The 20,460-nt window shown below is 71.5% G+C and carries 16 protein-coding genes; 9 read left to right on the top strand and 7 right to left on the bottom strand.

The features are described from left to right. Positions 1-22: 22 nt before the first annotated feature. Positions 23-427 carry a nitroreductase family deazaflavin-dependent oxidoreductase gene (locus tag ACQPWU_RS37390; protein WP_433430147.1) on the bottom strand — a complete coding sequence of 135 codons (405 nt, stop codon included), beginning with the start codon at positions 425-427 and terminating at the stop codon, positions 23-25. A gap of 143 nt (positions 428-570) precedes the next feature. Here ACQPWU_RS37390 and ACQPWU_RS37385 point away from each other — a divergent pair, with 143 nt between their 5' ends. The 7 genes from ACQPWU_RS37385 to ACQPWU_RS37355 all read left to right on the top strand — a co-directional run bounded on the left by ACQPWU_RS37385 (position 571) and on the right by ACQPWU_RS37355 (position 13,898). After that, positions 571-1,602 carry a LacI family DNA-binding transcriptional regulator gene (locus ACQPWU_RS37385; RefSeq protein ID WP_433430145.1) on the top strand — a complete coding sequence of 344 codons (1,032 nt, stop codon included), beginning with the start codon at positions 571-573 and terminating at the stop codon, positions 1,600-1,602. Between the two features lie 21 nt (positions 1,603-1,623). After that, positions 1,624-2,892 carry a sugar ABC transporter substrate-binding protein gene (locus ACQPWU_RS37380; RefSeq protein WP_433430143.1) on the top strand — a complete coding sequence of 423 codons (1,269 nt, stop codon included), beginning with the start codon at positions 1,624-1,626 and terminating at the stop codon, positions 2,890-2,892. Beyond that, positions 2,889-3,797: a carbohydrate ABC transporter permease gene (locus tag ACQPWU_RS37375; protein ID WP_433430142.1), complete on the top strand. Its 909-nt coding sequence runs from the start codon at positions 2,889-2,891 to the stop codon at positions 3,795-3,797. The genes ACQPWU_RS37380 and ACQPWU_RS37375 overlap by 4 nt, the downstream gene beginning before the upstream one ends. Then, positions 3,794-4,615, top strand: a complete 822-nt coding sequence (locus tag ACQPWU_RS37370) for a carbohydrate ABC transporter permease (protein ID WP_433430141.1) — start codon at positions 3,794-3,796, stop codon at positions 4,613-4,615. Before ACQPWU_RS37375 ends, ACQPWU_RS37370 begins: the two co-directional genes overlap by 4 nt. Positions 4,616-4,627: 12 nt before the next feature. Further along, complete coding sequence (locus ACQPWU_RS37365; RefSeq protein ID WP_433430140.1) at positions 4,628-6,133, top strand: glucoamylase family protein; 1,506 nt, start codon at positions 4,628-4,630, stop codon at positions 6,131-6,133. Beyond that, the gene (locus tag ACQPWU_RS37360; protein ID WP_433430138.1) at positions 6,130-7,911 is read left to right on the top strand and encodes a GH39 family glycosyl hydrolase; all 1,782 of its coding nucleotides are present in this window, start codon (positions 6,130-6,132) and stop codon (positions 7,909-7,911) included. Before ACQPWU_RS37365 ends, ACQPWU_RS37360 begins: the two co-directional genes overlap by 4 nt. A gap of 101 nt (positions 7,912-8,012) precedes the next feature. Then, positions 8,013-13,898, top strand: coding sequence for a CHAT domain-containing protein (locus ACQPWU_RS37355; protein WP_433430137.1), 5,886 nt, complete (start codon positions 8,013-8,015; stop codon positions 13,896-13,898). Here ACQPWU_RS37355 and ACQPWU_RS37350 read toward each other — a convergent pair. Genes ACQPWU_RS37350 through ACQPWU_RS37330 form a run of 5 tightly spaced genes read right to left on the bottom strand, consistent with a single transcriptional unit; the run spans position 13,877 to position 16,537 of the window. Then, complete coding sequence (locus ACQPWU_RS37350; RefSeq protein ID WP_433430136.1) at positions 13,877-14,359, bottom strand: SRPBCC family protein; 483 nt, start codon at positions 14,357-14,359, stop codon at positions 13,877-13,879. The genes ACQPWU_RS37355 and ACQPWU_RS37350 overlap by 22 nt on opposite strands. Next, positions 14,352-14,687 carry an ArsR/SmtB family transcription factor gene (locus tag ACQPWU_RS37345; protein ID WP_433445384.1) on the bottom strand — a complete coding sequence of 112 codons (336 nt, stop codon included), beginning with the start codon at positions 14,685-14,687 and terminating at the stop codon, positions 14,352-14,354. The genes ACQPWU_RS37350 and ACQPWU_RS37345 overlap by 8 nt, the downstream gene beginning before the upstream one ends. Before the next feature lie 10 nt (positions 14,688-14,697). Then, the gene (locus ACQPWU_RS37340; RefSeq protein WP_433430135.1) at positions 14,698-15,450 is read right to left on the bottom strand and encodes an SDR family NAD(P)-dependent oxidoreductase; all 753 of its coding nucleotides are present in this window, start codon (positions 15,448-15,450) and stop codon (positions 14,698-14,700) included. A 39-nt stretch (positions 15,451-15,489) separates the two neighbouring features. Then, complete coding sequence (locus ACQPWU_RS37335) at positions 15,490-15,852, bottom strand: DUF2203 domain-containing protein (protein ID WP_433430134.1); 363 nt, start codon at positions 15,850-15,852, stop codon at positions 15,490-15,492. Between the two features lie 10 nt (positions 15,853-15,862). After that, positions 15,863-16,537 (bottom strand): GntR family transcriptional regulator, encoded by a 675-nt coding sequence (locus ACQPWU_RS37330; protein WP_433430133.1) that lies wholly within the window; start codon positions 16,535-16,537, stop codon positions 15,863-15,865. Positions 16,538-16,632: 95 nt separating this feature from the next. Between ACQPWU_RS37330 and ACQPWU_RS37325 the strand changes: the two genes are divergently transcribed. Both ACQPWU_RS37325 and ACQPWU_RS37320 read left to right on the top strand, forming a co-directional pair. Continuing rightward, positions 16,633-17,961, top strand: a complete 1,329-nt coding sequence (locus ACQPWU_RS37325; protein ID WP_433430131.1) for an MFS transporter — start codon at positions 16,633-16,635, stop codon at positions 17,959-17,961. A gap of 88 nt (positions 17,962-18,049) precedes the next feature. Continuing rightward, complete coding sequence (locus ACQPWU_RS37320) at positions 18,050-18,982, top strand: SPFH domain-containing protein (protein ID WP_433430130.1); 933 nt, start codon at positions 18,050-18,052, stop codon at positions 18,980-18,982. Here the strand turns inward: ACQPWU_RS37320 and ACQPWU_RS37315 are convergent. Then, entirely contained in the window at positions 18,930-20,240 is a 1,311-nt protein-coding gene (locus tag ACQPWU_RS37315; RefSeq protein ID WP_433430129.1) for an MFS transporter, read from the bottom strand. The genes ACQPWU_RS37320 and ACQPWU_RS37315 overlap by 53 nt on opposite strands. Between the last annotated feature and the right edge of the window lie 220 nt (positions 20,241-20,460).

Raw genomic sequence — 20,460 nt, 5'->3', positions numbered from 1 at the left:
CCGGGCGACGGCGGGGCTCCCGTCATTTGACGCGCTCCAGGACCACGACCGGGATGTCGCGGTCGGTCTTCTTCTGGTACTCGTCGTAGTCCGGCCACGTGCGGGCCATCAGCCGCCAGAGCTCCGGCTTCTCCTCCGGCGAGGCCGTGCGGGCGCGGGCCTTGAACTTGTCGCCCCACACCTGCACCTCGACCTCCGGGCTGGCCAGGATGTTCTTGTACCACTGCGGGTGATCGGGGTCCCCGCCCTTCGAGGCCACGACCACGTGGTCGTCGCCGTGCTTCTGATAGATGAGCGGCGTCGTATAGGGCTCGCCTGACTTGCGGCCCTTGGTGGTGAGCAGGAGGACAGTCGTGTTGTTCCAGTCGTGCCCTTCCTCGCCGTTGGTCTCCTGGTAGCGCCGTACATGTTCCTTGCCGTAGAGCATGATCCCGCCCTACCCACCGCGGGCGTGACCTCACCGTTACGCGCCGAGGTCTGTACGAGAAGTTAACAAGCCTGGCACACTGCATTTGTGTAAGCGCTTACACACGCAATCCTGAAAGCGCTTACACCCGAGGGAGAAGCTCGATGGACGTGACCATCTACGAGGTGGCCAAGCGGGCCGGCGTGTCGATCGCGACCGTGTCCAGGGCGCTGCGCGGCACGGGGCCGGTGGCGGCCAGGACGCGCGAGAAGGTGCTCAAGGCGGTCGAGGAGCTCAACTTCACGCCCAGCCGCCTCGGCGTCAGCCTCGCCGAGGGCCGCCACGCCGCCAACGGCATCGTCTTCCCCGACCTCGCGGGCCCGTACTACACCGAGGTCCTGCTCGGCTACGAGGAGGTCGCCTCCGAGCTGGGGCGCTCCGTGGTCATCCTGTCCACCAAGGGGCGCACGCGCGTCAACGACCTGGTCAAGGAGCTCGCCGGGCGGGTCGACGGCATGCTGATCTTCGGGCACACCGTTCCCGACGCCCTGGTCGACGAGCTGGTACGGCTCGGCATGCGGCTGGTGTTCATCTCGCGCGAGCCGCTGCCCGGCGCCGACACGCTGCGCAGCGAGAACGCGGCCTCGGCGGGGCGGCTGGCGGCCCACCTGGCGGGCCACGGCTACGAGCGCTTCGCCTTCCTCGGCGCGCCCATGACCAGCCAGGACGACGTGGACGAGCGCTGGCAGGGCGTGCGGTCGGTGCTCGGCGGCGCGATCGAGGCCGTGGACACGCGGCACTACACCGTGGAGTGCGGCTTCGAGGCCGCCAGGCAGCTGCTCAAGGGCAGGGGCAGGCCCGAGGCGATCATCTGCTCCGACGACGAGGTGGCGCTGGGGGCACTGCTGGCCGCCGAGGAGCTCGGTCTCGACGTGCCCGGTGGCGTGGCCGTGACCGGCTGGGACGACATCATGGCCGCCCGCCACGCCCGCCCGGCGCTGACCACCGTACGCCAGCCCATGCGCGAGCTCGGCGCCCGCGCCGCCCGCGCGCTCGACGAGCTGATCACCGGCGTCCGCGACGCGCCCCGCCACCAGAGCCTGGCCACCGAGCTGGTGATCCGCTCCAGCTGCGGTGACCACCCCACGCCACCAAGCCCTGACCACCGAGCCGGCGATCCGCGCCGGCTGCGGTGACCACCCCCCAGGAGGTAGTCCGTGAACACCACCACCTGGCGCGCCGCCACGGGAGGCGCGCTGGCTCTCGCGATCCTGGCCGCGGGCTGCGGCCGCAGCGCCGACAAAGCGCCCGAGCAGGCGCAGAACGTCACGACCGGCAAGGTCACGGGGGAGGTCACGGTCTGGGCGATGGGTGAGGAGGGCAAGGCACTCGGCGCGTTCGTCAAGGACTTCGAGAGCGCCAACCCCGGAGTGAAGGTCAGCGTCACGGCGATCGGATGGGACGTGGCGCACGACAAGATCACCGCGGCCATCGCGGGCAGCGCCACGCCCGACGTGACCATGGTCGGCTCCACCTGGTCGGGCGAGCTGGCCAAGACCGGCGCGCTCGAGCCGACGCCCGGCAACCTGGTCGACAAGTCCGCGTTCTTCCCCGGCGCCTGGCAGACGGTCGACGTCAACGGCACGGCGTACGGGGTGCCGTGGTACGTCGAGACCCGCGTCCTCTACTACCGCACCGACCAGGCGAAGAAGGCGGGCGTCGAGCCGCCTGCGACCTGGCAGGAGTTCACCGCGTTCGCCAAGGCGCTCAAGGACAAGGGCGGCGCCAGGAACGGCTTCAACCAGAGCTACACGCAGGGCGCCTCCTGGCAGGAGGTGCTGCCGCTGATCTGGCAGGCGGGCGGCGAGATCGTCAAGGACGGGAAGTACACGTTCGACACCCCCGAGGCGCTCACGGCGCTCAAGCAGTACCAGTCGCTGTTCACCCAGAAGCTCGCCCCCAACAACACCCCCGAGGGCGCCTTCCCGCAGAGCTTCATCAAGGGCGAGGTCGGCGGCTTCTTCTCCGGCCCCTGGATGATCGGCGTGCTGAACAACGACGGCGGCCCCGGCTTCAAGGACAAGTTCGACGTCGCCCCTTACCCCAAGGGCCCGGTCTCGGCGACGAGCTTCGTGGGCGGGGCGGACATGGTGGTCTTCAAGAAGGCCAAGAACCGCGACGCGGCCTGGAAGTTCATCCAGTGGCTGAGCGAGCCGCAGGTCCAGGCCAAGTGGTACACGACCGTGAAGTCGCTGCCCGCGGTCGAGAAGGCCTGGCAGGAGCCGGAGCTGACCGCCGACAAGCAGCTCGCGGTCTTCGGCGAGCAGCTCAAGGACGCCAAGACGCCGCCGCCGTTCCCGACGTGGGAGCAGGTGGCCAAGGTGCTGGAGAGCGAGCTGGAGAAGCTGGCCCGCGGCACGCAGACGCCCGAGCAGACGCTCAAGGCCATCCAGTCGCAGGCCGACACGATCGGCACTGGCCTATGAGCGTGGCGCTCCGGGCGAGTGCCATCCGGATCTCGTTACGTCACACGTGGATCGGATGGATCTTCATCCTGCCGTTCGTGGTGCTGTTCGTGGTCTTCTACCTGGGTCCGCTGCTCGTCGGCATCGGCATGAGCTTCACCGACATGCGCAGCACCGACGTGACCGACCCGCTCGCCGTCAACCTGGTCGGGATCGACAACTACCTGCGGCTCATGAACGACGGCGCCATGCGCGGGGCGGCGCTCAACACCGTGGTCTTCGTGGTCACCGCGCTGCCGTTGACCATCGGGCTCGGGCTGGCCGCGGCCGTGCTGCTCAACTCGGGGATCGCCCGCCTGCCGGCCGCGTTCTTCCGGCTCGGCTACTACCTGCCGAACATCACCAGCATCATCGGCATCGCCGTGGCCTGGAAGTTCCTGCTGGAGCCGGAGGCCGGGCTGGTCAACCGGCTGCTCGGCCTGGCGGGCGTCCAGGGACCGAACTGGCTGCAGAGCACGTCCACGGCCCTGCCGTCGATCATCGTGATGACGGCCTGGCGCAGCTTCGGCTTCAACATGGTCGTGCTGCTGGCGGCACTGCAGAGCATCCCGAAGGAGCTGTACGAGGCGGCGGAGGTGGACGGCGCCGGGCGGTGGGCCCGCTTCCGATCGGTGACCGTGCCCTCGCTGCGGCCGGTGCTGCTGTTCTGCACCGTGTACAGCTCGGTCGGGTTCATGCAGTTCCTGGAGGAGCCGCTGGTCATGACCAGGGGCGGGCCGCTGAACTCCACGCTGTCGGCCTCACTGGCCATCTTCAACCAGTTCGGGGTCGGCAACTACGGCTACGCGGGCGCCGCCTCGTCCGTGCTGTTCATGGTGATCGTGGCGCTGGCCGTACTGCAGCTCAGGCTGGGGAGGAGAAGGTGAGCAGGACCCGCCGCCAGCGCGCGGTCGTCCATCTCGGGCTGAGCCTGGGGCTCGTGCTGGTCGCCGGGCCGTTCCTGTGGACGGCGCTCAGCTCGGTCAAGCCCGAGCACGAGATCAGGCGCGACCCGCCGACGTTCTGGCCGGAGACGTTCACGCTGGACAACTTCGCCGAGCTGTTCCAGCGGGTGAACATCGGCCACGCCTTCGCCAACAGCATGGTCATCGCGCTCGTGCTGGTCGCCACGAACCTGCTGTTCTGCTCCATGGTCGGCTACGCCTTCGCCAAGCTGCCCTTCCGCGGCAAGAACCTCGCGTTCGCACTGGTGCTGGTGCAGCTCGCGATCCCGGCGATCGTGGTCATGATGCCGCAGTTCGTGCTGATCGCCCAGCTCGGCATGGTCAACACGTTCATCGGGATCATCCTGCCGGGCGTGGTGACGCCGCTCGGCGTGTTCATGATGCGGCAGTTCATCTCGGAGCTGCCGGACGAGCTGATCCACGCGGCCAGGGTGGACGGCGCCAGGGAGTTCCGGATCTTCTTCGCGATCATCCTGCCGCTCTGCGGCCCGCCGCTGGCCACGCTGGGGCTGATCACCTTCCTCGGTGCGTGGAACAACTTCCTGTGGCCGGCCGTGGTCGCGCAGAGCGAGAACATGTACACCCTGCCGGTCGCGCTCAACATCCTGAACGGCCACGAGTCCACCCACTACAACCTGCTGGTCGCCGGGTCGGTCGTGGTGATCGCGCCGATCCTGTTCCTGTTCGTCTTCCTGCAGCGCTTCTTCATCCAGGGCATCGCCACCACCGGCCTCAAGTAAGAGGAGCCCCTCATGCGCAAGACAGTCCTGTCCGGCGTGCTGGTGCTGGCCCTGACGGTGCCGGCCGCCCCCGCCGACGCTTCAGGGAACAGCACGTTGCTCGGCTACGCCAGGGACACCTGGCTCTCGATCACCGCCATGGTGGAGCCGGCCACCGGCCTGCCCGCCGACAAGGTGACCGGCGACCTCACGACCAGGGCCAAGGTGACCTCGCCCACCAACATCGGCACGTACCTGTGGAGCACGCTCGCCGCCCGGGACCTGCGCCTGATCAGCGGCGGTGACGCCGCCGCCAGGATCGGCAGGGTGCTCAAGGCGCTGGAGAGGCTGGAGCGCGACGCGCCCACCGGCCAGTTCTACAACTGGTACGACCCCGGAACCCTCCAGCTGATCCACACCTGGCCGGAGACCGGGGACCCGGTGCGCCTGTTCGCCTCAAGCGTGGACAACGGCTGGCTGGCCGCGGCCCTCATGATGGTCCGCAACGCCACCCCGCAATACGCCTCCCGCGCCAACCGCCTGCTGACCTCCATGAACTTCAGGTCCTACTACGACCCCGCGGCGCGCCCCGACGCCGGCACCGGGCTGATCCGAGGGGGCTTCTGGCCCGAGCCGCCCGACGGCTGCTACGTCGAGAGCGACTACGCGGGCACCGGCACGACCGTCTACTCCACCTGCCACCACTACGGCGCCCCCGCCGAGACCCGCATCGGCCAGTACGTGGGCATCGCGCTCGGCCAGCTCCCGCCCGAAAGCTATTTCGGCCCCTACCGCACGTTCCCCGACAACGGCTGCGACTTCGGCTGGCAGGACCAGAAGCCGGTCGGATCGTGGAAGAAGTACCTGGGCGTGAACGTCTGGGAGGGCACGTACGCCTACCGCGGCATGCGTTACGTCCCGAACTGGGGCGGCTCCATGTTCGAGGCCCTCATGCCGGACCTCGTGGTCCCCGAAGCCGAGTGGGCGCCCAGAAGCTGGGGCCGCAACCACCCGGTGTTCGTCCGCGCCCAGATCGAGCACGGCCTGAACGAGGCCGAGTACGGCTACTGGGGCTTCTCTCCGGCCAACGACCCGCACGGCGGCTACCGCGAGTACGGCGTCGATCCCCTCGGCATGGACGAGCCCGGCTACACCTCCGACCGCGAACGCACCAGCACCGACCCCGGCTACGACGGCTGCCGCCCCGCCAAGCCGGAGCCCGCCGCCTTCGGCGACGGCGTGGTGACGCCGCACGCCGCCTTCCTGGCGCTGCCGTACGCGAAGGCGGCGGCCATGGACAACCTGGCCAAGCTGCGCCGGAACTTCGACGTCTACGGCCCCGGCGGCTTCTACGACAGCGTCGCCGTCCGCTCGGGGGCCGTGTCCAAGTGGTACCTGGCGCTCGACCAGGGGATGGCGATGGCGGCCCTGGGCAACGTGCTCACCGGCGGCGACCTGCACCGCTACTTCGCGGGCTCGGGCGTGGAGGCCAAGCTGCGCCCGGTAATGGAAATCGAGGAATGGAACGTCTCTCCATGAACAAGGCTGCCCACCGCGACTGGCAGGAGCGCATCGGCCAGGAGTCCGGTGCGATCAGCCCGGCCGCCCGGCCCGAGCTGACGGCTCCCACGGGCCTCACGGCGGTCCCGGGGGCCGGCCAGGTGACTCTGACCTGGGACCCCGTGCCCGGGGCCATCGGCTATCTGGTGCACAGGGACGGCGAGCCGGTCATCAAACCGGACGTGGACGTGCCCGCCGTCCCGTCCTGCCGGTACGTGGACACGGGTCACGGGGCGGCCTCCTACGCGGTGGCCGCCGTCTCCGCCATGGACCACGCCGGCCCCATGTCCCCGCCCGTCCACGCGGAGCCTCTCAAGGAGGGGGGCGAGGTATCCGTCCGCGTGGACGGGCGGCGGGTGACGCGCGAGCTGCCGCGGCCGTGGGCGTTCATGGTGGGGTCCGAGCACCTGTCGCACCTGCTGAGTACCGAGCGGACCGGCGGCAGGCCCATCGGCGCGGAGCTGGCCGAGGCGCTGCGGATCATGCGGGACGAGCTCGGCGTCCAGACGGTCAGGGCGCACGCCGTCCTCGGCGACGACCTGGGCGTCTACCGGGAGGTCGACGGGCAGGCGGTCTACGACTTCAGCCGTGTGGACGAGGTCTACGACAGGGTGATGGAGCTCGGCCTGCGGCCGATCGTGGAACTCGGCTACATGCCGCGCGACCTCGCCTCCGACCCCTCCAAGACCGTCTTCGAGTACGGCGCCATCGTCTCGCCGCCGAAGGACTTCGAGGCGTGGAGCGACCTCGTCCGGGCGCTCGTCGAGCACCTGGCCGAGCGGTACGGCATCCACGAGCTGATCGACCACTGGGCCTTCGAGGTCTGGAACGAGCCCAACCTGGCCGTCTTCTGGTCCGGCACGCCGGAGGAGTACTTCCTGCTCTACGACGTCACAGCCGCGGCCGTGAAGAACGTGCACCCGGAGCTGCGCGTCGGCGGCCCCGCCTCGGCCGCCAACGGCTGGGTGGAGGAGCTGCTCGCCCACGTCGAGGAGTCGGGCGCGGCGCTCGACTTCGTCTCCACCCACACCTACGGCAACGCGCCGCTCGACTGGCGGCCCACCCTGGAGAGGTACGGCCTCGACGTGCCCATCTGGTGGACCGAGTGGGGACCCACGCCGACCCATTTCCACGGCATCGGCGACGGGCCGTTCGGGGCGGCCTTCGTGCTGCACGGCATGAAGTCGGCCGCGGGCAGGATCGCCGCGCTGTCGCACTGGGTGGCCTCCGACCACTTCGAGGAGCTGGGCCGGCCGCCGCGGCTGTTCCACGGCGGGTTCGGGCTGCTGACCGTCGGCAACCTGCGCAAGCCCCGTTTCCACGCGCTCGCCCTGGCCGCCCGCCTGGGCGACGCCGAGCTGGCGGCCACGCTCGACGGCGACGTGGCCGGCGTCGAGGCCTGGGCGGCCAGGCACGACGACGGCAGGATCGGCGTGCTGGTCTGGAACGGCACGCTCAACCACGCCCAGGCCGCGGGAGCTCCCGAGCTGACCCGTACGGTCACGCTGACCATCGACGGGCTCGACGGCGCGTACACGCTCACCCACCACCGCGTCGACCGCGACCACTCCAACGTGGAGGCGGCCTGGCAGTCGATGGGCGGCGGCGAGTGGCCGGCGGACGAGCAGTGGGACAAGCTCCGCGCCGCCGGCACGCTCGACGAGCTGGCCCCTCCGGCGGCCGTCGACGGCGGCGGCTTCACCGTGACCTTCGACCTGCCGATGCCGGGCGTCTCCTTCATCGAGCTGACACCCTAAAGGGGCGACCGCGCGCGCCGGCGCGCGGTACCGTACGGGGCGATGTGGTGGTCGAAGGCACGGTCCTGTACGGGGACGCCAGCCGGTGGGAGCCTGTGCCCATGACCGAACCGGCCGGGACGCTGGCCACCCGCATCGCGCGGTTCGAGCAGGTCGCGGATCCCGGCCTGATCTGGGATCCCGCGGCGCTGGCCGAAGCCGAGCAGGCGATGCGCGCGTGCGCCGGCGACCGGTCCGACGCGGCCACCTGGCGGCTGATCGGGATGCTGCACCTGACCCGCTACCGGCTGGACCAGCGCACCGCGCAGGACGCCGCGGTGGCGGGCGCGTTCTTCGCCGCCGTGGCCGTGGCCGATCCCGGTCGCCTTCCAGAGAGGCTGCGTGGCTCGACGGCGCCCGCCGGCGACTCGGCCGGCACGTGGGCGGGGCTGGTGGAAGAGGTGTTCCAGCACGTGGACCCGGCCACGTACGCGCACGTGGGGCTGCTGGTCCACGCCCTGGTCCGGCGCGCCATGGCGGACCCCACGCCCGAGGTGGCCGACCGGCTCGAGGAGCTGCTGTTACAGGAGTCGGTACGCTCGCCCGACCCCGCCTGGGCGCCCGGTGCGCTCGCGCTGCTGGGCGACGGGCTGGTGCGGCTGTTCGGGGTGACGGGGGAGCGGGAGCACATCGACGACGCGGTGCACCTGCTGTTCAGGGCGGCGCTGGCCGAGCCGTCCCACGCGGCGGAGCTGGCCACGGCGCTCGGCATGGCGGCGTTCGGCGACGAGGAGCTGGTCAGAGCGTACCTGGCGGCCGCGGAGACGGCGCCGCGCAGCCAGGACAGGTCGCGGGCCCTGCTGGCGCTGGTCGAGCTCGCCCACGCGCGGTCGGCGGGGTCGTTCGCCGACCGCGATCTGCTGGCCTTCATCAGGGTGGGGCAGTGCGCACTGGACTTCTGGCACGAGCAGTGGGCCCACCCCGGCGTGCTGGCCCCGTACGCGGCCGGGCTGGTCGAATGGTTCGTCGTCACGGGAGACGAGCGCTCGCTCGAGGCCGGCACGGAGATGCTGGAGCCCCTCCACGTGACGCCGGACGAGACGGCGAGGGGGCTCGGGAGCGACCCGGTCGTCCGGCTCGGCCTGCTGGGCGACCGCCGCTGGAAGCGTTACGGCGTCACCGGCGAGCCGGCCGACCTGGAGAGCGCCATCGAGATCATGCGCGAGGCGGCCGGGCTCGCGCCGAGCGGGCACCCGGACCGCGCCAGGCTGCTCGCCAACCTCGCGAACGCCCTGCTCAGGCGGGCCGTCGTGACCAGGGGAGACCCCGCCGAGCCGATCGCGGCCGCCCGCGCCGCGCTCGCGGCCCACGGCGAGCGGGACCCGGCCAGGGCCAAGGTGCTGCTGATGCTCGGCCAGGCGCTCCAGCTGGACCTCAGCGCGGACAAAGCCGACGAGGCCGTCGCCGCGCTGCGCGAGGCCCTGGCGGCCGGTGAGCGGCTGGCGTTCCGCGCGGAGGCGTACGAGCTGGTCTCGGAAGTGCTGCGGTGGCGGGCCACACAGGCGGGGCGGGCCGAGGACCTGCACGAAGCGGTGGACGCGGCCCGCCAGGGCCTGGAGCTGGCCGTGAAGACCTCCCGCGACCAGGCGCCCGCGCAGCGGGTGCTGTGCCGGGCGCTGCTGGCGCGCTTCTCCGCCCGGGGGGACGTGCGTGACCTGGGGGAGGTGCTCGCGCTCGCCAGGGACGGGGACCCCGAGCTGCTGTCCCTGCTCGGCGCGGTGCTCGACGGCCCGCTGCCGCCGGACCAGCAGCTCGCCCAGTCCGCCACCGAGCTGGCGCTGGCCCTGCCTGACCTTCCGGAGGGCGAGGTGGCGGTCAAGCTGCTGCGCTACGCCGAGCGGCAGGCCGACTCGCCCGGCGAGTTCCTGCTGGAGGCCGGGCAGCGGCTGAGCGAGCTCGGGCGGCGGCGTACGGCCTGCGTCGTGCTGGGGCGTGCCGCGGAGGCGTTCGGCGGCGGTGCCCGGATGGCGTACGCGCTGTCCGCGCAGGGGCTCATCCACCGGGAGCTGGGCGAGTTCGACCTGGCCATCGAGTCCTTCGAGCGATCGGCGGGCGTCTACCGCTCGCTGGGGGAGGCCGGTTCGGAGGCGCTCCAGCTCGGGCACATGGGCCTGGTCCTCCTCCAGGCGGGTGACCCTGCCCGCGCCCTCGAACACCACCAGCGGGCCATCGCCCTGTGCGAGAGCGCCGGGCTGGCCGCGGAGGAGGCGGCCCAGCAGGGGCACGCGGCCGAGGCCTGCCTGGCGGCCGGCGACCCCGTCGGCGCCGTCGCCTGCGCGGCCAGGGCGCGCGAGCTGTATCTCCAGCTCGGCGAGGCGCGGCCGGCGGCCCTGGTGCTCGTCCCCGCCGCCAGGGCGGCCCTCGACCAGGACGACCTCACGGCCGCGGGCGAGCTCATCGCCGCGTGCGCCATCGAGCTGGAGGCCGCCGGGGCGTGGGAGGAGGCCTGCAGGACGCTCGACGCGCAGGCCGTGCTCCTGGCCGGGCGCGGCCACCCCGGCCAGGCCGCCGCCTGCGAGACGCGGCTGGTGGAGATCGTGCGGCGCAGGGGGGAGCGGCGCGAGCCCGCCGACGAGTGGTACCGCATCGCGCGCCGCCGCCGGGCCCGCGGAGACGCCGACGGCGCCAGGATGGCCTTCCAGCTGGCCGAACGCGAGTACGAAGTCCTCGGCCACTACGACGGGGCCGCCTCGGTCCGCTACAACATGGCCGTGCTCGCGTACGGGGAGGGAGAGACTGAGCGGGCGCTGGAGGAGTTCGGGGCGGCGGGGCAGGCGTTCGCCAGGCTGCGGGCTTTCGCGAAGGAGGCTTCCGCGCTGACCATGCGTGCCACCTGCCTGACCGTCCTCGACCGCTTCGACGACGCGCTGGCCGATCTCGAACGCGCGCTGGAGCTGGCCACCGCGGAAGGCGATCCGGAGACCCAGCTCACCGCCACGCTGGGGCTGGCCGCGCTGGACATGCGGCTGGGTTCGTGGCAGGAGGCCGGGGAACGGCTGAACGCGGCGCTGGGGCCGGCCGCCGGGGATCCGCTCAAGGAGGCCGTCGTACGCGACCGGCTGGCCGCGCTGGCCGCCCGTACCGGTGACCTGGAAGCGCAGGTTGAGGCGCTGGAGCTGGCGGTGGCCGGGTTCCGCGTGAGCGGCCGGCCGGGGCTGGCGGCGCTCGCCTCGATCAAGCTCGGCTTCGCCCTGGAGGAACGCGGCGACTTCCGCCGCGCCCGAGCGGCGCTCGAAGACGGCCTCAGCGGTCTCGACCCGGCACTCGCGGCCCTCGGCTCGATGCCGCCCGGCGGCTCGGGGGACTCGGGTGGCTCGGGGGTGTCCGGCGGCTCGGTGGAGGAGGGCGGCTCAGCGGAGCGCGGCGGGTCCTTCGAGCTCATCGCGGCCATGGGCGGGGGGCTGGACGCGGAGCTGCTGTCGCGGCTGGCGAGCATCCAGCTCACCCTCGGGGACGTGACCCGCGGCCACGCGAGCCTGGCCGAGGCGATCAGGGCGGGCGGTGACCAGACGGAGCGGCTGGAGACCTGGCTCAGCATCGAGGAAGCGGAGGCCGCGGGTGACCTGGAGACCGCCCGCGCCCTCGCCGAGCAGGCCGTGTACAGCGGCCCCATCGTCTCCGGGCAGGGCGTGAACGGCCGCCCCATCGTCTCGGAGCACTACTCGTTCCTGCTGGCCAAGCTCTCCGCCTTCTGCCGCGCGCTGGGAGATCTGGAAGCCGCACACGCGTACGCCGCCCGCGGCTACGAGCTGCGCGACCACCTCATGATCGACCACCTGCGCAATCTCGGCGCGGCGTCGAGGAAGCTGGGCCGCCTGGACGAGGCCGCCGAGCACCTCTCCCAGGCGGTCGCCCTGGCCCGCGACTCCGACGGCGTGCTCCCCGCCGATCTCGTGCAGGCCCTCGACCTGCTCGGCCGCGTCCGTACGGACCAGGCCCGCTGGGAGGAGGCCGCCCGCGCCTTCGACGAGGGACTAGGGCTGCTGTCCTCGCCGATCTGGCGCCCGTTGCGTGCATCCTTGCTGGCCGGACGGGCCGCGCTCCACCTGAAGCTGGGCGAGCTCGCGGAGGCCGAGGCCATGTACCGGGAGGCCATCTCGATCGGGGAGGAACGGGGCAGCCGGGGGAGTCTCGCGGACGGCTACGCCGACCTGAGCCTGGTCTGCGCGCTGCGAGGCTCGACGGACCAGGCCGGCGTCTTCGCCGAACGGGCCCTTGACCTCGAACGCGCCGCCGGACGGACCCGCGGCGTGGCTCTCGCCCTCATCATGCGTGCTCGCCTCGAGGACCCCGCCCCGGCCGGGGTCTCGCTGGCGGAGGCCTTGGCCCTGGCTCAGGAGATCGGCTTCTGGCCCGGGGCGGCCCTCGCCCTGAGCCGCCTGGGCACGCTCGACGTGGCCGCCGCGTCGTACGCCCGGGCCCACTGGCGGCTGACCGAGGCCGTCGAGCTGCTGGAGGAGCTCGGCCACGACCTGGAGCTGGGGATCGCCCTGCACCACCGGTCTCTCGCGGCGGAGGAACTGGGGGATCTACCGGGCGCGCTCGCCGACGCTGAGCAGGCCTACGAGCTGGGTCACGCCTCCGATGACAGGGTCATCGAGCTCGCCCTGCGCCTGGGGCGCGGGATGACGGCCTGGAGGCACGTGGAGCAGGCCAGGTCCAGCACGCCGGCCGCCCGGCTCGGCCTCGGGCATGCGCCCGGCCCGGCAGGCCCCGACGATGAGCACCCGCTGGACGCGCCGAGCAGCGTGCCCGGCGAGCTGCTGGAGGCCGAGCGACGCGCGCTCGGCGCCGTGCGGACGCTCATGTCGGCCGCGCGCAACACCCGCGACCCGGCGGAGGCCGCGGCGCTCATCCGGCGGGCCCGTACCGCGCGGGGCGGCGTGGAGGCGCTGTGGCGGCGCATGGAGCCACTCGCACCCGAATACGTCGCACTGCGCCGGGACACCCCACCCGACCGGCTCCAACTCGACACCCTCGTCACCCCCGGCCGGCCAGGCGGAGCCGTCGCCCTCGTCGGCTTCCACGTCGGCGAGGAGACCGTGACGGTGCTCGCCCACCGCACCGGCTGGCCCGAGCCGCGCGCTTTCCCGACCACAGCCGGCCGCGGCCTGCTGGCCGACTTCACCGCCACCATCGACGGGCGGCGACCGGACCTGCTGGACATCGAGGCGCGCCGCCACCGCGCCGCCCTCTGGCGCCGCCTGGCCGACCTCCTGCTCGCGGACGTGCTCGACGCGCTCGGCGACGGCCTGGACCACCTCTACCTGGTCCCGCACGCCGAACTCCACCGAATCCCGCTCCACGCCCTCGCCCCGAACGGCCGCCCGCCCCTCGAACGCTTCCCCGTGACCTACGCCCCCTCCGTCGCCGCCCTGGCCCGCCTCGCACAGCGGACGTCCGCGGCCGCGGCCCAGTCGCTGGTGCTCGGGTACACCGCGGAACCAGAGAGCCGGGCCGTACTCGAAGCGGCGGCACAGGACGCCGCCGCTCTGCTCGGCACTCAGCCCCTCACCGGCCCGGCCGCCACCGCGACCAGACTTCCCGGCGCCTGGGACGTGGTGCACCTGTCGTGCCACGCCGTGCTCGACTCCAGCGACCCGTTCGGCTCGGGCATCAGGCTCGCCGACGGCCTCCTGACCGCCAGGCAGCTCATGAGCATGACCGTGGACGCCAGGCTCGTCGTCCTCACCGCACTCGAACGCGGGGTCATCGGTGGAGAGGGCCTGGCCCACGCGCTCCTGCACGCGGGCGCCAGGTCGGTGCTCCTCCCGCTGTGGCCGGTCTCCACCGAGGTCACCAGGGCCCTGATGCGCGACTTCCACACCAGGTTGCGTTCCGGCACGGGCCCGGCGCAGGCGCTGCGCGAGGCCGTGCTCGAACTACGCGACCTCTACGGTCCCGCCGAGCCCGACCTGTGGTCCGCTTACGTCCTGGTGGGCCTTTGAGCGAGCACTTCGGCCAGCCGGTCCATGGACTCACGCCCGCCCCTCGGCCCGTCGGCCCGCACGATCGCGTCCCGCTCCTCCACCGACTGGTGCACGGACTGGGCTACGTACCGTGTCCCGCCCGGCACCTCCTCCAGGGTGACCGTCTCCAACGCCACCTGCCCGGGCCAGCCCTCGAACTCCCAGGTCCGTACGAACCGCTCAGGCGCCACCACGTCGTGGTAGACACCCCGGAAGCCGTGCTCCCGGCCACGGGCGTCGATGTTCACGTACCGCCACAGGCCGCCCCGGCGGACCTCCATCAGATCGACGCGGGTGGTGAGGAAACGCGGCCCCCACCACCGGGGTACCAGCTCAGGGTCGGTGACCACCCGGAACACCGTCTCCCGGGGAGCGTCGAAGACGCGGATCATGACGATGTCCTGGCGGCCGGGTTCGATCACGAACTCCGTGTCACTCATGCTCACCCTCCTGGATCTTCTTGATCTCCTGCTCGAGCCGGTCGAACCGGTCGCTCCAGCGGTCCCGGTAGCGGCGGATCCACTCCGAGGCGTCGTCCAGCGGCGCCGTCTCCAGGCGGCAGGGCCGCCACTGCGCGTCACGGCCCCGGCTGATCAGCCCGGCCCGTTCCAGCACCTTGAGATGCTTGGAGACGGCCTGGAGGCTGATGTCGAACGGCTCGGCCAGCTCGTTCACCGTCGCCTCGCCCTCGGCCAGCCGGGCGAGGATCGCGCGCCGCGTCGGGTCCGCCAGCGCCGCGAAAGTGAGGCTTAGCCGGTCGTCGGGCAATTCGGGCAACTCAGTGGTCCACGATCGCGCCGCAGGAGATGTTCACGGTCGCGGAGGTCATGGTCCTGGCCCGGTCCGAGGCCACGAAGGCGGCCACGTCGCCCACATCGGCCAGCGTCGCCGTCCGCTTGAGCAGGGTCGGCTCGCGCAGCGCGGCCTCGAGCCCGTCCCTGCCGGGGTAGTCGCCCGGCAGGCTCTCCGGCACGCCACCCGTGACCATGGTGACGACGCGGACGCCGTACGGGCCGGCCTCGCACGCCCACTGCCGCCGGATGCCCTCCATGGCGTCGAGCGCGACCTTGAAGCCGCCGAGCCCATGCGCCGTCTGGGGCCCGCTGCCGCCGAACATCAGGATCACCCCGGACCCGCGGGGGATCATGTGCTGGACGGCGGCCCTGGTGGTCAGGAACTGCGTCCGCGCGGCGACCCCGATCGGCTGCAGGAAGTCCTCGACGGAGATCTCGAGCAGCGGCTTCTGCACGTCCTGGACGCCGATGGCGTTGAACGAGACGTCGATGCCGCCGGCCCGGCCTGCCACGGAGCCGGCGAACGCGCCGACCGCCTCCTCGTCCAGCGCGTCCACCAGCGCGGTCTCGGCGGTCCCTCCGGCGGCGCGGATGTCGGCGGCGACCTTGTCGAGCGGGGCCTGGGTGCGGCCCGCGAGGAAGACCCGCGCGCCCTCGCGGGCGAAGGCCCGCGCCGCCGCGCCGCCGATCGAGCCGCCTCCGCCGTAGACGACGGCGACCTTGTCCTGGAGAAGCATGGTATTCAACCTTTCGGTTTATCAACCTGTAGGTTGAATTTAGCTCAACGGCCGGCGCCCTGTGAAGCCCAATTCCGTACGGTGGTACCAGCCGAGCTCCCGCTCGCCCTCGATCCAGCAGAGCCGTACCGACACCCCATCCAGTACGGCGGGAAAGTCGATCAGCACCGGCGCGATGCCCTTGACCTCGATGCCCCGCTCGATCCAGCCGCTGAGGATCTCCTCGATGCGGGCCTGCAGCCCCTTGATCTCCGGGATGCCGCCGAGCGGGGACCCGCCTCCCGTCCGCCGGTCGTACTCGATCTCGGCCAGGTCGGCGCGGGCGGCGATCACCACGCGAACGTCCTCGACGACCTCCGGGAGCAGCGCGCGGGCCTCGTCTACGGTGAAGATCCGATCCATGCGCCAAACGTTACGGCGCGTACGCCTCGATGAGCAGCCGTTCGGCGTGGTCGAGGTAGTCGTCCAGGTACGCGGCGGCCTTCTCCGGCCGGCCCGACTCGATGAGGCCGAGCAGCGTGCGATTGCGGTCGACGAACGGCTCGTGGAACGCCCGCGGGTTCTCCATCACGTGGAAGACCAGCCGCAGCTCGGCCAGCAGCTGGCGCATGGCCTCGTCGATCCTGGGACTTCCGTTCAGCGAGACGAGCGCCTGGTGGAAGCGGATGTTGGCGGTGCCGACGCCCTGCCAGTCGTCCTGCGCGGCGGCCCGCTCGGCGTCCAGCACGGCCTCCTTGATCACGGCCAGCGCCTCCGGGGCGGGGCTGAGGCGCACCGCGGCCCCTTCGAGCACGCGGCGCACGCGGTAGAGATCGGCGACGTCCTCGGCGGACGGGAGCCGGACGAACACGCCCCTGTTGAGCTTGTGGTCGAGCAGCCGCTCGTGGCCGAGCAGCCGGAACGCCTCGCGCAGCGTGTTGCGCGACACGTCGAGCCCCTCCGAGATCGACTCCTCCGACAGCCGCTGCCCCGGGCGGAAGAAGCCCTCGCTGATGCGGTCGCGCAGGATGTCGGCCACCCGCTCGGCGGTGCTGCTGCGGCCCAGCCGGGGGCGGTCCTGGGCGAGGCCGGCAACCACGTTATCCACATTGAGCAGCGAATCATGGAGCGAACCTCTTGTCGAATTGTTCAACGATTCTTATGTTGATAAGAACCCCCTAGACGAAATCGAGGAGCGATCGAATGACAGGCTCCGCGCAACAGACCCGGCGGGTGATCCTCGCCAGCCTGATCGGCACGTCGCTGGAGTGGTACGACTTCTTCCTCTACACCACGGCCGCGACCCTGGTCTTCCCCAAGCTCTTCTTCCCCTCGCTCGACCCGTTCAACGCGACGCTGGCGTCGCTGACCACCAACGCCGTGGCGTTCGTCGCCCGGCCGCTCGGCGGCATCGTGTTCGGCCACTTCGGCGACCGGGCGGGCCGCAAGACCGTGCTGGTCGTGACGCTCCTGGTGATGGGCGTCTCGACGTTCCTCATCGGTGTGCTGCCCGGCTACGCGAGCGTGGGCGTGGCGGCGCCGATCCTGCTGGCGCTGCTCAGGTTCGTGCAGGGCCTGGGGCTCGGCGGCGAGTGGGGCGGCGCGGTGATCATGTCGCTCGAGCACGGGGACGGGCGACGGCGCGGCTTCAACGCCAGCTGGCCGCAGGTCGGCGTGCCCGCGGGTTACGTGCTGGCCACCGGGATGCTCACGGTGCTGTCGTTCACGCTGTCCGACGCGGCGTTCCTGTCGTGGGGCTGGCGGGTGCCGTTCCTGCTGTCGGGCGTGCTGGTGTTCGTGGGCCTGTGGGTGCGGCTCAGGATCACCGAGTCGCCGCTGTTCGCCGAGGTCGAGCAGCACGGGGCCAAGGCCAGGATGCCGCTGCTGGAGGTGCTGCGTACGCACCCGCGGGCCCTGCTGTCGGCCTTCACCGCGCGGATCGGGGTGGACGTGGCCTTCTACACGTTCACGGCGTACATCATCGTCTACCTCACGGGTGTGTTGCACCTGCCGCGCTCGTACGCGCTGAACGCGGTGCTGATCGGGTCGGCGCTGCAGCTCGCGCTGATCCCGCTGGCCGGCGCGCTGTCCGACCGGTTCGGGCGGCGGCCGGTCTACCTCGCGGGCGTGGCGGGCGCGGCGGTGTGGGCGTTCGCCTTCTTCCCGCTGCTCGACAGCAGGTCGTTCCCGCTGATCGCGCTGGCCGCCGTCGTGGCGCTGGTCACCCACGCCGCGATGTACGGGCCGCAGGCGGCGTTCATCGCCGAGCTGTTCAGCACGCGCCTGCGCTACAGCGGCGCCTCCATGGGCTACCAGGTGGCCGGCATCGTCGGCGGCGCGCTGGCCCCGATCATCGCGCTCAGCCTGTTCAGCACGTACAAGACCACGGTCGCGGTGTCGATCTACGTGGTCGTCGCCCTGGCGGTCACGGCCCTCGGCCTGGCCATCGCCCCGGAGACCCGCGACCTCGACCTCGCCGCCGCGCCCGATGCCAAGGCCTCGCTGCCCGGCCAGGTAGGACCGTTCGCCTGAACCCCGTTCGCCTGAACCCCCGCTCGCCTGAACCGCCGCGAAAGCCGCGGGCGGCGGCTGCCGACGCCGCCCGCGCGGAAGGGTCCTGATGAGAATCGCCCTGATCGTCGTCGCCGCGCTCATCGCCGTTCCCCTGCTCATCGGGGGCGTGAGAGGACTGGAGAGCACGGGCGGCGGTGAGGTGGCCGTCATCCGCGACGGCGGCCCCCTCGACGACAACAAGGTACGCCAGGTGATCGACCCCGGCTCCGGCCTGACCTGGACCGGCATGTGGTCGTCCACCCATCTCTACCCGGCGCAGCAGCGCTTCTACACGATCACCGCCGACGCCAAGCGCGCCACGACGCTCGGCGTCGACGTGGTGACGGTGCCGAGCAGCGACGGCGTGAACCTCGGCATCGAAGGCACCCTCTACTTCACGCTCAACCTGGACCACGAGACGTTGAAGACGTTCGACGACAAGTACGGCACCCGTACCTTCCGCGCCCAGGACGACCGTTCGCTCTACCCCTGGGACGGCGACGACGGCTGGTCCGCCTTCTTCGGCCAGGCGGTCCGCCCCGTGATCGACAACGCGCTGCGCGGGCAGATCGGCGCCATGCGCTGCGCGGAGCTGGTGCCGTCCTGCTCGCTGCTGGAGAGCTCCGCGCTCAAGGCGCAGGACAGCAACGCCAGCATCGCCAAGGTCCAGAACGCGGTCAACGCCTCGCTGGCCCGTGACCTGCCGGTGACGCTGGGCGGCGAGTTCCTCACGGGGCTGCGCTTCACGCTGGTCAAGGTGACGTTGCCGGGCGAGGTGCAGCAGGCCGTGGACCGCTCGCTGGCCGCCTCGGCGGCCGTCTCCGAGGCTCAGGCGAAGGTCGCCCAGGCCAAGGCGGAGGCGGACGCGAACCGGGCCAGGCAGGACGGCTACGACAAGTGCCCCGCCTGCGCCGAGATCGAGAAGCTCAAGTCGCTGCCGCAGGGCATCACGGTGTATGCCCCGGGGAACCCGCAGTCGGTCGTGGTGCCGTCGCGTTAGACCATCTGCCCCTGAAGGCGGCCATCGAGATCAGGAACACGACCTGGCCGGCGAGCGCCACGATCAGCCACGTCTGCCAGCCGCCGGCCCCCACCACGATCGGGGAGACCACCAGCAGGACCACGATCATGATGCGGACGACCATGCCCCAGATGCCCAGCGCCGAGCCCTGCAGACGGGAATCCACGTCCTCGGCGTCCTCGGAGAAGTTGGCCATCCAGGGCACGTATGCGATGCCCATGAACAGGTAGAGCAGCGCGAACACGACGGTGACGTGCGCCGCCGGCACGTCGTGGCCGGCGATGGCGATGAAGTACCCCAGCGCCGCGACGGTCAGGACCGTGCCGGCGGCGGTGAACGGCTTGCGCAGCTGGATCCGGTCGGAGATCCTGCCGACGACCACCACGGCCAGGGCGTTGAGCACGATGCCCAGCGCCACGACGCGGTTGGCCGCGGCCGCGTCCATGCCGAACGCGCCGGCCAGGATGGTCTGGCCGAAGATGGCGAACGTCCAGTAGAGCACCTGCCAGCCGGTGTTGCCGAGGACGTGCGCCCACAGATGCGGGTGCCCGAACAGCTCTCCCAGCTTGCCGTGCTGGGCCTGCTCCTCGGCCTGCACGGCCTCCTCGGACTGCAGCACCTGCGCCCGCAGCGCCGCCGACGGCTCGGCGATCTGCCAGATGATGATCGCGCACATCACCAGCGACACGAGGCCCATGATGATCGCCTGAGACTGCCACGCGTTGCCGAACAGCGGCAGCGTGAACCCCGCGATGAACGAGGCCAGGAACGACGCCCCGACCGGCCCCCACGTCCAGAACGCGAACGCCTGGGCCCGGCCCATCCGCGGTGAGAAGTCCCGCACCAGCGACGCGGTGATCGTGATGCCCGCGCCCTCGATGAACAGCATCAGGCAGCGGATCCAGAACAGCCCGGCCACGGTGTCCACGGTGGCGAGCAGGAAGTTGCAGGCGGCGGTGACGGTGAGGGTCGGCACCAGGATCGTGACCCGGCCCCACCGGTCGGACAGGATGCCGCCGAACCCGGCCGAAATCCCTCCGATCAGCACCGAGAGCGCCGCGATCTGCCCGTAGACGGTGAGCGACATCCTCAGGTCGTCCATGAGGAGGGGCAGGATGGTGGCGAGGGTGGTCTCGAAGTTGGCCACCAGGCTCGCCAGCACCGCTATGGCCAGCAGGAAGATTCGGCGGCCGCCGACCGGGTAGACACTGAGCTCACGGACATAGAACGGCTTCATCGCCCATCCTCCGGCGGACGGTCCTGGGTCTGTGTCGTCGGGGCGCGGCCCTTCGACGGGCTGCGACCCCGGTCGGTGGGATGTCGCTCTAGAACGCGTTTCTAGTTGCTCCAAGTTTTCCGTTATGTACGGATAAGTCAACGCATTGAGGTATCACGGTGTGATCTCGTTCACACCGCCTGCGTTGTGACGGAATCGCCATCGAATCGCAGAACAACAG

Source organism: Nonomuraea sp. CA-141351, from assembly GCF_050944675.1.
Lineage (GTDB): Bacteria > Actinomycetota > Actinomycetes > Streptosporangiales > Streptosporangiaceae > Nonomuraea.
This window is presented reverse-complemented; position numbering and strand designations above follow the sequence as displayed.

What these genes read in the sequence shown, in the direction of transcription:
- ACQPWU_RS37325 (WP_433430131.1), top strand. Translation starts at nt 16,633, where the DNA reads ATGACAGGCTCCGCGCAACAGACCCGGCGGGTGATCCTCGCCAGCCTG.
- ACQPWU_RS37335 (WP_433430134.1), bottom strand. Translation starts at nt 15,852, where the DNA reads ATGGATCGGATCTTCACCGTAGACGAGGCCCGCGCGCTGCTCCCGGAG.
- ACQPWU_RS37365 (WP_433430140.1), top strand. Translation starts at nt 4,628, where the DNA reads ATGCGCAAGACAGTCCTGTCCGGCGTGCTGGTGCTGGCCCTGACGGTG.
- ACQPWU_RS37350 (WP_433430136.1), bottom strand. Translation starts at nt 14,359, where the DNA reads ATGAGTGACACGGAGTTCGTGATCGAACCCGGCCGCCAGGACATCGTC.
- ACQPWU_RS37315 (WP_433430129.1), bottom strand. Translation starts at nt 20,240, where the DNA reads ATGAAGCCGTTCTATGTCCGTGAGCTCAGTGTCTACCCGGTCGGCGGC.
- ACQPWU_RS37355 (WP_433430137.1), top strand. Translation starts at nt 8,013, where the DNA reads ATGACCGAACCGGCCGGGACGCTGGCCACCCGCATCGCGCGGTTCGAG.
- ACQPWU_RS37375 (WP_433430142.1), top strand. Translation starts at nt 2,889, where the DNA reads ATGAGCGTGGCGCTCCGGGCGAGTGCCATCCGGATCTCGTTACGTCAC.
- ACQPWU_RS37320 (WP_433430130.1), top strand. Translation starts at nt 18,050, where the DNA reads ATGAGAATCGCCCTGATCGTCGTCGCCGCGCTCATCGCCGTTCCCCTG.
- ACQPWU_RS37385 (WP_433430145.1), top strand. Translation starts at nt 571, where the DNA reads ATGGACGTGACCATCTACGAGGTGGCCAAGCGGGCCGGCGTGTCGATC.
- ACQPWU_RS37390 (WP_433430147.1), bottom strand. Translation starts at nt 427, where the DNA reads ATGCTCTACGGCAAGGAACATGTACGGCGCTACCAGGAGACCAACGGC.
- ACQPWU_RS37340 (WP_433430135.1), bottom strand. Translation starts at nt 15,450, where the DNA reads ATGCTTCTCCAGGACAAGGTCGCCGTCGTCTACGGCGGAGGCGGCTCG.
- ACQPWU_RS37360 (WP_433430138.1), top strand. Translation starts at nt 6,130, where the DNA reads ATGAACAAGGCTGCCCACCGCGACTGGCAGGAGCGCATCGGCCAGGAG.